The 13,947-nt window shown below is 39.5% G+C and carries 13 protein-coding genes; 7 read left to right on the forward strand and 6 right to left on the reverse strand.

The genetic code is table 11. The features are described 5' to 3' along the window. Positions 1–232: 232 nt before the first annotated feature. Both CWB78_RS09760 and CWB78_RS09765 read right to left on the reverse strand, forming a co-directional pair. The gene (locus tag CWB78_RS09760; RefSeq protein ID WP_138595292.1) at positions 233–1,273 is read right to left on the reverse strand and encodes a metal-dependent hydrolase; all 1,041 of its coding nucleotides are present in this window, start codon (positions 1,271–1,273) and stop codon (positions 233–235) included. Positions 1,274–1,386: 113 nt separating this feature from the next. After that, entirely contained in the window at positions 1,387–2,274 is an 888-nt protein-coding gene (locus CWB78_RS09765; RefSeq protein ID WP_171040336.1) for a LysR family transcriptional regulator, read from the reverse strand. A 115-nt stretch (positions 2,275–2,389) separates the two neighbouring features. On the opposite strand from CWB78_RS09765, the gene CWB78_RS09770 reads away from it, so the two are divergent. The 5 genes from CWB78_RS09770 to CWB78_RS09790 all read left to right on the forward strand — a co-directional run bounded on the left by CWB78_RS09770 (position 2,390) and on the right by CWB78_RS09790 (position 6,459). Next, complete coding sequence (locus CWB78_RS09770; protein WP_171040335.1) at positions 2,390–3,562, forward strand: MFS transporter; 1,173 nt, start codon at positions 2,390–2,392, stop codon at positions 3,560–3,562. 149 nt (positions 3,563–3,711) lie between these two features. Next, a complete protein-coding gene (gene dkgB / locus CWB78_RS09775; protein WP_138595298.1) occupies positions 3,712–4,527 on the forward strand; it encodes a 2,5-didehydrogluconate reductase DkgB in 816 nt (271 codons plus the stop codon). 66 nt (positions 4,528–4,593) lie between these two features. After that, the gene (locus tag CWB78_RS09780; protein ID WP_138595300.1) at positions 4,594–4,881 is read left to right on the forward strand and encodes a putative quinol monooxygenase; all 288 of its coding nucleotides are present in this window, start codon (positions 4,594–4,596) and stop codon (positions 4,879–4,881) included. A 377-nt stretch (positions 4,882–5,258) separates the two neighbouring features. Then, positions 5,259–5,939 (forward strand): DUF4145 domain-containing protein, encoded by a 681-nt coding sequence (locus CWB78_RS09785; protein ID WP_010388967.1) that lies wholly within the window; start codon positions 5,259–5,261, stop codon positions 5,937–5,939. Positions 5,940–6,204: 265 nt separating this feature from the next. Further along, a complete protein-coding gene (locus CWB78_RS09790) occupies positions 6,205–6,459 on the forward strand; it encodes a hypothetical protein (protein ID WP_010388966.1) in 255 nt (84 codons plus the stop codon). Between the two features lie 138 nt (positions 6,460–6,597). Here the strand turns inward: CWB78_RS09790 and CWB78_RS09795 are convergent, their stop codons facing one another. After that, positions 6,598–7,251, reverse strand: a complete 654-nt coding sequence (locus tag CWB78_RS09795) for a DUF6058 family natural product biosynthesis protein (protein ID WP_138595302.1) — start codon at positions 7,249–7,251, stop codon at positions 6,598–6,600. 172 nt (positions 7,252–7,423) lie between these two features. Between CWB78_RS09795 and dapA the strand changes: the two genes are divergently transcribed. Then, positions 7,424–8,341, forward strand: coding sequence for a 4-hydroxy-tetrahydrodipicolinate synthase (gene dapA / locus CWB78_RS09800; RefSeq protein ID WP_138595304.1), 918 nt, complete (start codon positions 7,424–7,426; stop codon positions 8,339–8,341). Between the two features lie 72 nt (positions 8,342–8,413). Here the strand turns inward: dapA and CWB78_RS09805 are convergent, their stop codons facing one another. Then, complete coding sequence (locus CWB78_RS09805) at positions 8,414–10,231, reverse strand: Lnb N-terminal periplasmic domain-containing protein (RefSeq protein ID WP_138595306.1); 1,818 nt, start codon at positions 10,229–10,231, stop codon at positions 8,414–8,416. 39 nt (positions 10,232–10,270) lie between these two features. Further along, complete coding sequence (locus CWB78_RS09810) at positions 10,271–10,738, reverse strand: DUF3015 family protein (RefSeq protein WP_010388962.1); 468 nt, start codon at positions 10,736–10,738, stop codon at positions 10,271–10,273. Between the two features lie 317 nt (positions 10,739–11,055). Here CWB78_RS09810 and CWB78_RS09815 point away from each other — a divergent pair, with 317 nt between their 5' ends. Continuing rightward, entirely contained in the window at positions 11,056–12,357 is a 1,302-nt protein-coding gene (locus tag CWB78_RS09815; RefSeq protein WP_138595308.1) for a DEAD/DEAH box helicase, read from the forward strand. A gap of 29 nt (positions 12,358–12,386) precedes the next feature. Here CWB78_RS09815 and CWB78_RS09820 read toward each other — a convergent pair whose 3' ends face one another. Continuing rightward, the gene (locus CWB78_RS09820; protein ID WP_138595310.1) at positions 12,387–13,892 is read right to left on the reverse strand and encodes an amidase family protein; all 1,506 of its coding nucleotides are present in this window, start codon (positions 13,890–13,892) and stop codon (positions 12,387–12,389) included. Positions 13,893–13,947: the final 55 nt, after the last annotated feature.

Genomic DNA, 13,947 nt, shown 5'->3' on the forward strand with positions numbered 1-13,947 from the left:
CAAAGAGTAAATTGCCCCTAGGCAGAACCCTTCGGGCAGCCCCTGTTTGGCATTGATGCTGCGTTATCGCTTATTTATGGGGAATAACCACACTACATAGGCTCTGCCTTGCCTAAATACCAAACAGACTGCTGCAAATATAACCTTGAAAGGTCAACAGACCCTATTCGAGTGATTAAGCAACAATGTTGTTTGGCTCTTTATTTATAGGCAGTGCTTGCTTAACCCTTAATTATGGCAACGAGCAGTTATTTTCAGCCAATGGAGATGCCAGCGAGACTTCAGGTTGCCAAATTCGCTGCCAAATATTACCGGCATTACTAAAACTAGGGCGCTGAGAGCGTCGCTCAAAACTACCCACTTTAATACCCGAGTCAGCTTGCTCACCTACCACAAAGTTAAATACGTATTGGCATTCCATACCCATTCTTAAATCTGACAAAATCACGTTATCGGTTTGCTGGCGAATAGAATAAAACCCTTTTGTAAACCATTGTAGCCTTTGTATGCCCCATTGGTTGTCAATAGGCTTAATTAAAGACGGTGTTGTATTGTAGGCATTTAAGGTTACATCACTGGGCGAGTCAAACACGGAGGCATAACCCTCGTAGTAGTGACCGTCAGACATCACTACTACACGCCAAAGTAAAGTAGTGAGCGGGGCAGGCGTACTAATATAGCCGGTTGCGTCAATATCGCGATTGTTCAGTGCTGTTTTTACCTTGTCGTCAATATTGAGTTTAAACACAAAGGCAAGGCATAAATACGCTGTGCTTAGGCTAAGTGTAATTGCATTGATTTTATAGGCTTTACTTGTGCTTATTTTAGGTAATAAAGTAAAAGCTAAACCAATTAATAACGGTAAGGTGTAAAGGGGGTCAATAATAAAAATGCTGGATACCGCAAAAGGGTATTCACTTAAGGGCCACATTAGCTGAGTACCATAAACGGTGAGTGAATCTAATAAAGCATGTGTTGATAAGCACAAAAAAACTAACCAAAACCAACGAGCTTTATAAGCCTGCATGCCTGTGTGTATTTTTAATATTAGCCACACAATCAGCGGGCTTATTAATAAATGCACAAATAAAGAATGGCTAAAACCGCGATGATAGGTAAATGCCTCTACACTGCCGCCATAGGGTAAAAATACATCTAGATCGGGTAAAGTGCCTAAAATAGCGCCCCACGCAACAGCTTTTCTACCTACTTTATTGCCTAGTACCGCGTAGCCTACGGCACTGCCTAATGCGACTTGTGTTAAAGAATCCATACTACCTCATCCAAATAATGCAACTGCAGTGTTTATACTCAGCTTAATCTTAAAACCGTCAATAATGTAAATTATTTCATTAAGTTGCTCTTTAAACTCAATTTAAAAGCGATTTATAAACTTAGTCGCGGTTGTATAAAATCTAAAAACGCAACGATACGGGAAGAAACCGCCCCATTTTTGTAATAAACGCCATAAATAGATTCTCGATTATTTGGGCTACTTACGCTGTGAGGTAAAACTTCTATTAATCGTTTTTTGGCTAAATCTTCTGCAATCATAAATTGTGAGAGAAGTGCTATGCCTTGATCAGCAATACATAAATGCCTAATGGTTTCGCCGCTGCTAGCCCTTAAATCAAAGTGCAGTGATTGCTGATGCTTCAAGGGCCATTGATTAAGAGTATTGGGCTCACTGAAGCCAATTAGGTTATGGTTTTTAAGATCTGAAATCTGCTGTAACGGTGGCGCATTTTTTAAATAATCAGCGCTTGCGACCAATTTTAATTTACTTTGGCCTAATTTTCGCGCGTGCAGGTTTGAATCTTTTAAGTCTCCAATGCGAATAGCTAAATCTGTTTTGCGCTCAAGTAAATCAATAATATTGTCGTGTGAGGTAATATCGAGCGTGATTTGCGGGTATTGCTTTTTAAACTCATTAACTAGTGGCGCTAGTTGATGCAAAACAAAAGGGCTTGCTGCATCTATACGCAAGTGCCCGCTAGGTGCTTGCTTTAGTAGCTTTATTGTTTCTTCCCCTAAGAGCAGCGTGTTTAAAGCCTTTCGCGCATATTCTATGTATATATGCCCTTCCTCGGTCAGTTCTAAGCGCCGAGTTGTTCTGTTTAGTAATGTGCAGTTTAGCCTACTTTCGAGGCGAGATAGCGCTCTTGAAACCTTAGCTACATTTAAATCGAGTAAACTAGCCGCACCGGAAAAACTGCCACAATCAACAATGGTAATAAACATTTCTAGATCTTCAGTTTTAGCTTGAACAGGCATAAATTCACTCATTTATATTTGCAAAATAAACAAAAGTATTTTGCCATTTATGCTATTTATTGCAAAGGAGTTTTTACTCACACTATGCATCTATTTTAAAAATGAGGATGTATTTATGCCATTGGCTTTATGGGCGCTTACCTTAAGCGCATTTGCAATTGGAACAACCGAGTTTGTTATAGTGGGTTTAGTGCCAACTATTGCAAACGATTTAGGCGTGAGCTTACCATCAGCAGGCTTACTAGTGAGCTTATATGCAGTTGGTGTAGCTATTGGCGCACCGGTACTCACTGCATTAACGGGTCGCTGGAACCGAAAAGTGGTACTTATAAGTCTTATGGGCTTATTTGTTATGGGTAATTTATTAGCTTGGCAAGCGCCGAGTTACGAAACACTAATACTGGCACGCATACTAACAGGCTTAGCTCATGGTGTATTTTTCTCTATTGGATCAATGATAGCAACAAGCTTGGTAAGTAAAGACAAAGAGGCGAGCGCTATTGCAATTATGTTTACCGGCCTTACGGTAGCGCTTGTAACGGGTGTGCCATTAGGAACATGGATTGGCCAGCACTTTGGCTGGCGTGCAACGTTTTTAGTGGTTTCGGCATTAGGTTTAATTGCGCTAATTGGCAGCGCTATTTTAGTACCAAAAAACTTAAAGCAGTCTATTCCGGCGACGTTTAAAGAGCAGCTACAGGTTATTGTTAAGCCGCGCTTATTGCTCGTTTATTTAATGACTATATTAGGCTACGGCGGTACGTTCACCGCGTTTACTTATTTAGCGCCTATATTAGAGCAGCAAACTGGCTTTGCACCATCCGTTATTGGTTTAATAATGCTGGTTTATGGTGTGTCGGTGGCTGTTGGTAATATATGGGGCGGAAAATTAGCCGACAAGCGAGGCCCAATTAGTGCACTGAGTATTATATTTAGCGCGTTAACAATTATTTTATTGGCTTTCACCTTTGCTATGGAATCAAAAGTAGCCGCAGTGCTGACTATTTTAATATGGGGGGCATTTGCATTTGGTAATGTACCAGGATTGCAGCTTTATGTAGTAAAACAGGCAAAAAAGCACACTCCTAATGCGGTAGATGTCGCATCGGGCTTAAACATCGCGGCGTTTAATATTGGAATAGCCTTAGGCTCTGTTACAGGGGGGCTTGTAGTCGAGCATATGGAACTAAAAGATACCGCATGGATTGGGGCCGTTGTTTCATTACTGGCTTTAATAGTCACTCGATACAGTGGCAGGCTAGATAAACATAATGTTCAGGCTAAATAAAGCCGAACTCATATAGGTTAGTCTTGAAATAAAAATTAATGACCTCAGTATTCACATGAGGTCAAAATTTTAAATCAAAAAAAGTAATAGGTGTATTTAGTAAACGCGTCGTTTGAATTTTAAACCTATTATTAAACAAGGATAAAGCTATGACACAACGTGTAATTGAAATGCCAGATTTAGGTATGGGTACTTTTCGTTTAGAAGGTAAAACAGCTTATGAATCTGTAAAAATGGCGTTAGAAGTTGGATTTCGCCACATTGATACCGCGCAAATATATGGCAATGAAGAGCAAGTTGGCCAAGCAATTAAAGACAGCAATATTCCTCGTGAAGAATTATTTATAACCACCAAAGTATGGAATAACAAGCTCAACAAAGCTGACTTTGTTGACAGTGTTAAAACATCTTTAGAGAAGCTACAGCTTGATTATGTCGACTTATTGTTAATTCATTGGCCAGCGCCCGCAAATAATGAACCCATGAGTGAATATTTAACCGAGCTACTATTAACAAAAAAGCTGGGGTTAACTAAACATATTGGTGTATCTAACTTCACCATTGCCAGCTTAAATGAGGCAATGCAAACCTTAGATCCTCGCGAAATATTCACTAATCAAATTGAGGTACATCCATATTTAACCAACACTAAACTGCGCTCTTTTTGCGATCAACATAAAATTCATGTTACCGCCTATATGCCATTTGTTGTGGGTAAGGTATTAACAGATCAAACCATTATTGATATTGCTAACAAGCACGATGCAACGCCAGCGCAAGTGGTTATTGCATGGGAAAATGCCAATGGCATGACCACTATTCCATCATCGACTAAGCGTAAAAACCTAGAAGATAACTTTAACGACAAAGTTAAACTTGATGATGAAGACATAGCACGTATAGATGGCCTTGACTGCAACGACCGCCAAGCATCGCCAGACTTTGCACCGCAGTGGGATCAATAACCAAAGAGCTAAAGCTAAAACAGGTGCAGTAAAGCTGCACCTTTATTTTTTAAACAAGGAACACCCATGTTAACGGTAATTGCCACACTATCGAGCGAAAATAGCGATGCAGAGCGCCTTTTAACCGAGCTCGAAAACTTACAACAGTATTCGCGGCAAGAAGTAGGCTGCCTGCGTTACGAGCTATCAGTTAAAAACGATGCTGAGCAAACTAGCTATTTAGTGAGTGAGCAATGGGCGTCTAATGAGCATTTTGAAGCCCATAAAAACGCACCACACTTTAAAGCGTTTGGTGATGCAGTAGGTGAATTTATTACCTCTATTAATATTGATGTGTATAAAACTATTGGTTAAATGACTCTCAGTTAATAGCAAAGCAGGAGCTGTAACTTACAGCTCTTTTTTTGAAATATCATCTCCAAATACCCCCTTCAAATATCATCCTTTCTCCGCTGTTCTTTTAAACCCAAAGCCGTTTATAAAGGCGATTTCATAATAGTTATCTTTAATAAGACACTGCTGTTTGCATCGGTAGTACAGGGTTGCCTGATATTACTGATTACACCCTTTTTGGTATAATTTTGCATAATCATAAACAGGTTAGGAGATAACTAGTTGTTTACAAATATTCTTTGATGGTTAATATAAATACAAAAGGAATGTATGGACATTTGACGGTTTATAAACCGATAGATGTCGTAGACTAAATTGTTATGTTCTACGGAGGAAAAATGATTAATATTGGTAGAAATGGCATCCAAATAGATCAAGAGCCAAACAGTTGTCCTGTTTGCAATCATTTAGTATCTCCAAACAGAACTGAGATATTTAAAGAAATTAATACAGAGAATTCGAATTGGAGTCGATATTTAGAGGGACTATACGAATGTCCATCACTTAAATGTGGGCATCTGTTTCTTGCTCACTTTGAGAGAAAGTCTAAAAGTAAAGGTGCAAGAGATGGCTATTTTACTTATACGCATTCGACACCTAATCTCTTTAAAACAGTTGAGTTTGATGAAAGAATAGCCACTATATCCCCAAGTTTTGTTGAAATATTCAACCAATCAACAAATGCAGAGCAAGCTGGGTTGAGTGAAGTTTGTGGTATGGGCTATCGAAAAGCACTTGAGTTCCTGATAAAAGATTACTGTGTATCATCACAAACTGATGATGCTGAAAAGATCAGGAAAATGATGTTGATGCAATGCATTAATCAATATATCACTGACATAAATGTCAAAGAATGTGCCACTCGTGCAGTTTGGTTGGGCAACGATGAAACACACTATCAACGCAAGTGGAAAGACAAAGATATTGGTGATCTTAAACTGTTGATCAACTTAGTAATTCACTGGGTCGTTAGCAGCCTAATGACTCAAGAGTATATGCAGTCGATGCAACGAACATAAAAAACGCATCAAAAATCGCCCTACGGGCTGGGCTTCGCTGACGCTCCGCCTTTTATGTGAGCGTTATAACAAAATTAACAAGACACCCATTTTTAATTTTGTACCTTCTATGTTTCAAACTAGATTTTGTTCAGTGCAGATAGGAAATTAACACATTAACAGGACTCCCATCTTTAATTTTAAGACAGAAGCAGAATGGTGGAAAATGAAGATTATCTCTAGATTTCTAAGCAAGACCGAAAGAGTAGAGTATTATTTTGCAATCATGTCAGACCATATGGAGCGTCCGTTTATTTTAGGTGCGCAAAGTGTTGATCCAAAGCTTCCTTCAATTGCTCAGTGGGGGGCATCTTCAAGATTTGGACTTGATAGTCTTGATACCATTGAAGGAAAGTTATGGAAAGATTGGCGCTCTTCTTTAGAAATGCTTGGTGCCTCATGGGTAATACCAATTATTGAAGAGTCAGTAATAAAAGATGATGTATCTCATGCGGTTAATGAAATCATATCTAAATCGTAAATCTGCAATTAACAAGGCTTAGTTGTCGGACTGTTTGTCTCGTTGCACTAAAAAATAAGCCGCAAAGCACAGTGTTGGCATTGCTTAATAAAACCAACAATCCATACATAGCTAAATCCCCCAGCCAAACACTACCCTTTATTTAATCGATAAGTCGTATTTTAAAATAAGGGCATCAATATAGCGGCTTCGTAATGTGAGTTGCTTTTCGTGATCGGCGCCATGGCTAAGGGCTTTATTTAAAAGCTTCATGGCAGGGTGAATGCGGGTGCGCTCATCTTTATCTAAACTGGCTTTGCTGCGCAGTTCGGTTATATCGTCTACTAATAATCTGCCAATATCCACAGCCACAATTTCATCAATTAAGCCATTTTGGGTGAGCACCCCATATTTGCTGCATAAAAATTGTTGCCATACTTGCTGTAAATGTTCTTCTATTTCACAGCCAAACAGCTCTTCGTTAAATATAAAGCCTTGCTGTGCAAGCTTAGCTAAGCATTGGGTATAGTGCTGGGCAAACAAATTAAACGCTTGATTAGATGACTCAATTTTTTGTTTTATAACTCCTTGCCCCCAGTTTACGCAGCCACGGGGATAGTAATCGTCGTATTCTTCACACTCATACAAGCCTGAATAAGAGCTGCAACTCATCTGGTTTTTAATGCAATAACTCGGCTTAGGAAAAATGCTTTGAGCTTGCCAATCTTCAAGGGTTTTAGTGTCTATGTTGAGTGCTTGGCATAACTCATCAGTGTGATAAAAGTGAGTGCTTAAATAGTCAGATAAACGCATAGTGGCTCGCTTAATAGTAAAAAATAAAATACTGTTTATTTATACAGTTGTTTATTTTGTATCATCAAACCCAATAACACAAGCCATTTTATAATTAAATACTGGCTATCACTGCAAATAGCGCGGTAAATATGGTATAAATAGGCCAAGTATTAATAACAATGATTTTTTTATGCGCACCCTAGAACAAATTAAACAAGCAAGCCTTATTACTGCAATTAAAACACCTTACTTAGCCAATGGTGAGATCGATCTTGCAAAGTATGATGAACTCGTTGAAATACAAATTGCAGCGGGTGTTGACGGCATAGTTGTTGGTGGCACCACCGGTGAAGGCCAGTTAATGAACTGGGAAGAGCACTTAATGCTAATTGCGCACAGTGCTAATAAATTTGGTGATAAATTATTGATTGTAGGTAACACCGGTAGTAATAATACGCGCGAAGCAATTAAGGCAACTAAATATGGTTTTGCCAGCGGCATGCATGCCTCATTGCAAATTAACCCTTACTACGGGCGCACATCAATTGCCGGTGTTAAAGAACACTTTAAACGTGTGCTTGATATTGGTCCGGCGTTTATTTACAACGTAGCAGGGCGCACAGGTCAAGACCTCACCCCTGATATTATTGAACCACTGGCACAACATGAGCACTTTATTGGTGTTAAAGAATGTGGTGGCAATGAGCGTATAGCGCACTATGAACAACAAGGTATTGCGTGTTGGTCTGGTAATGATGACGAAGCACACGATGCACGCCATATCCATAAAGCACATGGTGTTATTTCAGTTACGTCTAACCTGATCCCGGGTTTGTTCCGTCAATTAATGGATAGTAAAAATGATGCGCTTAATAACTCATTACAACCATTAATGAACTGGCTGTTTTGCGAGCCCAACCCAATTGCGATTAACACTGCGATGATCATGACCGGCGCGGTAAAACCTGTGTTTAGAATGCCTTACGTGCCGCTTAACGATGAGCAACAGCAACAAGGTGAAACGCTAATTAATCAGCTTAATGAGCAAGACTTTGTCGGTAGTCGAGCGCAGTGTGTAGATATTAGTAAGGTTTTGATTTTATCTTAAACTGTTAGATTATTTACTAAATACTAAATTTTCAAAGCAGCCTACTGTAAACACAGAGGCTGCTTTTTTATATCACTGCCAATAGTAGTTGAGTTTAAGCTGCCACATAGCTGAATTGGCATGTGTTACCGCTAATCTAATATCAATATCTTGGCTAATAGGCACTGCCAGTTCTAGTTTGGTTTGCGCTGGGTTTTTAGCATTTAAGAATGACTTTTCATAGGATGCTCTGAGTTTAATACCTGAGTCAGTACCAGTAATAATCCCCACCTCTACCGACGAATCATAAAAGTGGCTATTTTTAGCTAAATCACCCAAGTAACCATTAACTAAGCTATAGGCTAAGGTGTTGTTGCTAAATTGCCAAGCTTGTCCGGCTCCCCCCATAACAAAACTACGTTTACAGGTTCTGCACAGTGCTGGTTGTCTGTCGAATCCAACATTGATTTTCCATGACCACTTAGATTCATTAGCCCAAGACAATTGGCTTGGATTGAATGACTCCAAATCTAATAAATGAATTTTGTTTATGTAAGTTTCGCCATCTGTAAACATCAGCTCGGTATCTAACATTTCTAAATTAGAAAATGGAATGCGGGCAATATCAGAGGCAAGGGTATCAAAATAGCTCAGCCTAAAACCCAGAGTGTACTGTGTTTGCTCAGCCGTGTGCATCGCAGAAATTGAGCTGTTAGAGGGCTTTTGGCCTTTATGCGGAGGCTGCTGGGTAAATTGAAATTTAACTTTGTTTTCGCCCATTGGTAGCTTTAAGCGCGCTTTGATTAGCGTATTTTTTAACTCACTTATTTTTACAGGAGTTTGCTTTTGAATTTGTTTCACTTGTACAAGTTCAAATAAAGCGCCAATAATGGCTTTTTGAGACTGCACTGGCAAAGCTAAAAACGATTCGTTTTTAAGTACTGCTGATTCGGCAAAGATTTGTTTGGCAAAGCTGAGCTCTTTTTCACTTAAAGATTGCACATATTTTGAAAATACAGTGTCGCGCGAGGGAGTAAATGTGATGTTTTTAACCGCTGATTGCCCTTGGTAAGTGGCCGAGTTTAACCTTGAAAAAATAGTGGCAGGTATTACCCAAGGAGAGCTTTCGCTAGTTAGTTGATCGCCAATAATCAACTCAACAATCTGTGCGAGATGAAACGCGCAGTTTTCATCGGCAAAGTAATAATCAAATTCAGTGCCTAAAATCTCCCATAAGTGATTAGCAATAAAAGCCACATCGCGCTCGTTTAGATTTAGGGTATATTCCCATAAATCTCTTAACTCTATTTCGCCGTAATTATGCTGGTGGCGGTAAAATAGTTGATCTGAAAAACCAGCTTTATAACCACCAAATAAGCCTTTAAGAATATAAACTATGCCGTTTTCATTGTCAGGAACATGTGCGCCATAGTTAATACTGTAATCTAATAATTTGTTTTTTGATTCGGTTGAGCGATTAAGTTTAAGTAATAAATGACCATATAACGATGCGGGGTTACTCATATAACCAGAGGCAAATACTAAACTAACAGAGTGAATTGCTTGCTGCTCTCGCCATTGCTGTAACTTTGGACACTCTGCAGCTGGCATTGAAAAGGTTAAACCTTGCTTTTTAAGCCATTGGTAACGCGCAGGGTAGCGACATTGTGTTAAGGGCTGGTTATTAAAAGCATAGATTGTTGCTTTTAATTCGGCAACCGGATCATTACGTCCGTTATCTGCGATAAAAAAGGATGCGTTAGTAATATAACTAATAGTAGTTGGTTGATTTTTGTAATGCCCTAATTTCAACCATATTGGGTGTTTTGCTAAAACAGAGATAGATTGCGTGGCAGAACTTGAGAAAGATATTAATAAAAAAACGCTAATTAAATAAAATAAAGGTTTCATTGTTTAACCAAAAAAAAGGGCTGTTAAGCCCTTTAATTATTAGATTGCAGCGCATTGAGATGAAAAGTTAGTGGTAATTTTACCTTCAACTAATTCATAAAATGCTTGTGCATTGTCTATTGGTGCGTTTGCGTAATCGCTGCGTACCGAAGTGATAATTTGTTGATGAGCAGTTACATCACAACCACGTACGTTAAGCATTGCAGAGATATACTCACCTTCACCCTGTGCTATTTCTTGTTCTAATACAGGAAAAGTTTGTTGAATAAACTGCGCTGTTTTTACGTTAGCGCCTTCACAGCTCTCTACTGAAGAAATGTTAGACGATACCGCCGTTGTTCCTAAATCCCAAATAATATTAGAGATTGCTGCCGCAACGCCATTGTCTGGGAAAACCATTGCACCAATACCACATTGTTGCCATGGGTTGATGCCACTTTTTGCTTGTGACGGCATTGAAACGAACGCGCTTACTAGTACCGCAGCAGTTAAACATCTTTTTATCATTATTAATTTCCTTTAATTTATATACACCCCACAAAACGGGCGAAGAAGTTTACCTGTTTTGGTTATTTAAATGCAAATAGTTATGTAACACAATGTAAAATAACGGTGTAAAATTTATAAAAGTGCAATAAAGGCGTGAATTAACGGGAATAAATCTTGCGAGTTAATACAATTTAGCTAACTTAAACAACAGCTGATAATCGCTAATTATCCTGCATTTTATAAATTAGCGGTTTCTGTTGTTTAAAACTAACTGTTTAAGCGATTTTACTGTATAATTTGCGACCCTTGATAATGTGGCCGCAGGTTATACAGCAATGAATTTTAAATCTTTTAGTTTTGCCCCTGAACTTATTCAGGCGTTAGACGAACTTAATTACCACACCCTTACGCCCATTCAGCGCGCAGCTATTCCGGCTGTTCGTAAAGGTAAAGACGTTTTAGCAAGTGCACAAACCGGTACAGGTAAAACCGCTGCATTTGCACTCCCTATTATTCAAAAGTTATTTGAGTCAGATTGCAGCACTACGAATGCGCCAAGCGCCTTAGTCCTTGCGCCTACGCGTGAGCTTGCAGAGCAAATAGCGAATAACTTTAAAGACTTTGCTAAGTACACTCAGTTAAAAGTAGTGAGCTTATTTGGTGGTGTTAATACCGCAGGACAAGAAATTGCACTCAAAGAAGGTGTTGATGTTGTAGTAGCAACACCTGGACGTTTACTTGATCATATTCGTTTAGGTAACTTAAGCCTTGCTCAAGTAAAACATTTAGTACTTGATGAAGCTGACCGTATGCTTGATATGGGCTTTATTAATGATATGCAAAGTGTAATAAAAAGCTGTGCAGATGAGCGTCAAATTTTATTGTTTTCAGCTACCTTCCCAGCAGCAATTAAACAGTTCGGCTCTAAAGTGTTAAAGCAGCCTGAAATTGTTCGTGTTGATCAAACTAACAGCACCGCAAGCACAGTACAGCACGTGGTTTACCCAGTAGAAGAGCGCCGTAAGCAAGAGTTGCTTTCTGAGCTGATTGGTAAGAAAAACTGGCAGCAAGTGCTAGTGTTTGTAAACATGAAAGAAACCGCAGATGAGTTAGTGACTGAACTTAACCTAGACGGTATCCCAGCGGCTGTATGTCATGGCGATAAATCGCAAGGTAATCGTCGTCGTGCGTTGCGTGAATTTAAAGAAGGCAAAGTACGCGTGCTAGTTGCAACAGAAGTAGCGGCCCGTGGTATTGATATTGACGGTTTACCGCGTGTTATTAATATTGATTTACCTTGGCTTGCTGAAGATTATGTTCACCGTATTGGCCGTACTGGTCGTGCTGGTAACCAAGGACAAGCAATTTCGTTTGTGAGTCGCGAAGAAGAAAACATGTTGTTTGAAATTGAAACCTTAATTGGTCAAAAAATTAAACGTGTTTACTTAGAAGGTTACGAAGTAAGTAATCGTGAAGTACTGATTGATAAAATTGGTAAAAAGCCAGCGCATTTACGCCGCACCCGTGCTAATAAGCCATCAGGCCAGGCTACCGGTGAAGCGAGAGCGAAAAACCGCTCGCGAATTTCTAATGTACGTAAAAGCTTAAAAGGCGAAAAGCTGTCACTTAAAAAGTAAGACAGCTAAGCCATTAAAAAAACCTGAGTTTACTCAGGTTTTTTTGTGCCTAATACATTATCGATAATAGCAGCGTACGCATAAGCAGCCGCTTCATCGTTTTGATTAGCAATAACCGACAAACCAACCGGTAAGTGGCTTACTTTGCCAACTGGTAAAGTAATATGGGTAGTCCCTGCAATGGCAGGTAATGAACTGCTACTGCCTTTAAAGTTATCGCCGTTAATTAAATCGGTTTTCCAAGCCGGTGAAACGGTGGGCGAAATTACAATATCTAGCTTGTTATTGCGGTATAAATTGCTAATAGCGCGCTTTGCAAGTGCGCGATATCGCGCTTTGGTGCTTTTGTATTGTTGTTTTTCACTCAAATCAACTGCGTTAGCTTGTTGTAAAATATCTTGCTCAAAGTAGGGCATTTCCTGCTGTTTATTTGCGATATTAAATGCGATTAACTCGTCTAAACTTTTTACGGTTACCTGCGTTGGTGTTTTGCTTAAGTAGTGGTTAATTTCGGCTTTAAAGTCGTAAAGTAGGATGGCGTATTCATCAACGTAAAGCGTGCTTAAGTCATCTTTTACTGCAACATTGACAACGGTATGACCTGCGTCTTTTAATGTTTGTAACTGCTTAGCGTAAAGCTTTTGTGTTGCCACAGTAAACTTACTGGCAGGTAACGCGCCTATCCTCAGTGATGGCTTAGGCGCTATGCCATCAAGCGTTCTATTTACGTTGAGTGTCGATACATCGTCTGAGTCTTCACCTTGAATGACTGATAATACCGCGAGTGCATCTTTTAAAGAATGCGCCATTGGACCTACCGAATCTTGGCTACTAGAAAGGGGGATCACGCCTGCGCGTGAAACTTGCCCCATACTGGGTTTAATGGCGTACACCCCATTAACCGAAGCAGGGCAGGTAATCGAACCATCAGTTTCTGTGCCCAGCGCAATAGGCGCAAAATTTAAAGCAACCGCCACAGCAGAGCCTGAGCTTGAACCACACGGATTACGAGTTACATCATGGGCGTTATGGGTTTGTCCGCCAATGGCACTCCAGCCAGATGACGAATACGATGAGCGAAAATTAGCCCATTCACTTAAGTTCGCTTTGCCTAAAATAATAGCGCCTGCTTGGCGTAATTGTTTAACCACAAAGGCATCTTTATTAGTAACGTTATTTTTAAGTGCTAATGAACCTGCTGTGGTGGGTAATGTACCTGTTGTTTCAATGTTATCTTTTAGTAATATCGCAATACCATGTAAAGGGCCTGCCCATTTTCCGGCTTTAAACAGCGCATCGAGTTGTTTGGCTTGTTCAGTTGCAGTGGGCTCAATACTAATTACCGCATTATATTTAGGATTGAGCTCGTTTATTCTGTCGATATAAGTGCGGGTAAGCTGCTCAGCCGTGGTGGTATTATTTTTATAGGCATTGTGAATGTCACTAATGGTTTTAAGCTCTGTATTATTATCCGCTGCGTATAAATTAGGTATTGTACAAACAAATAATGTTAAAAGTATCCGTTTTATAATCATTGTTATTATCTATTTTGTGAAAACATAGGTTATTTTTAGCACAAAAAAACCTCAC

The organism is Pseudoalteromonas sp. S1612, from assembly GCF_005887175.1.
In the GTDB taxonomy this organism is placed as follows: Bacteria; Pseudomonadota; Gammaproteobacteria; order Enterobacterales; family Alteromonadaceae; genus Pseudoalteromonas; species Pseudoalteromonas undina.

Bases quoted from the DNA above. Each gene is read 5' to 3' on its own strand.
- CWB78_RS09765 (WP_171040336.1), bottom strand. From the start codon at position 2,274: ATGCCTGTTCAAGCTAAAACTGAAGATCTAGAAATGTTTATTACCATT.
- dapA (WP_138595304.1), top strand. From the start codon at position 7,424: ATGCGCACCCTAGAACAAATTAAACAAGCAAGCCTTATTACTGCAATT.
- CWB78_RS09815 (WP_138595308.1), top strand. From the start codon at position 11,056: ATGAATTTTAAATCTTTTAGTTTTGCCCCTGAACTTATTCAGGCGTTA.
- CWB78_RS09785 (WP_010388967.1), top strand. From the start codon at position 5,259: ATGATTAATATTGGTAGAAATGGCATCCAAATAGATCAAGAGCCAAAC.
- CWB78_RS09820 (WP_138595310.1), bottom strand. From the start codon at position 13,892: ATGATTATAAAACGGATACTTTTAACATTATTTGTTTGTACAATACCT.
- CWB78_RS09795 (WP_138595302.1), bottom strand. From the start codon at position 7,251: ATGCGTTTATCTGACTATTTAAGCACTCACTTTTATCACACTGATGAG.
- CWB78_RS09780 (WP_138595300.1), top strand. From the start codon at position 4,594: ATGTTAACGGTAATTGCCACACTATCGAGCGAAAATAGCGATGCAGAG.
- CWB78_RS09810 (WP_010388962.1), bottom strand. From the start codon at position 10,738: ATGATAAAAAGATGTTTAACTGCTGCGGTACTAGTAAGCGCGTTCGTT.
- CWB78_RS09790 (WP_010388966.1), top strand. From the start codon at position 6,205: ATGTCAGACCATATGGAGCGTCCGTTTATTTTAGGTGCGCAAAGTGTT.
- CWB78_RS09760 (WP_138595292.1), bottom strand. From the start codon at position 1,273: ATGGATTCTTTAACACAAGTCGCATTAGGCAGTGCCGTAGGCTACGCG.
- dkgB (WP_138595298.1), top strand. From the start codon at position 3,712: ATGACACAACGTGTAATTGAAATGCCAGATTTAGGTATGGGTACTTTT.
- CWB78_RS09770 (WP_171040335.1), top strand. From the start codon at position 2,390: ATGCCATTGGCTTTATGGGCGCTTACCTTAAGCGCATTTGCAATTGGA.
- CWB78_RS09805 (WP_138595306.1), bottom strand. From the start codon at position 10,231: ATGAAACCTTTATTTTATTTAATTAGCGTTTTTTTATTAATATCTTTC.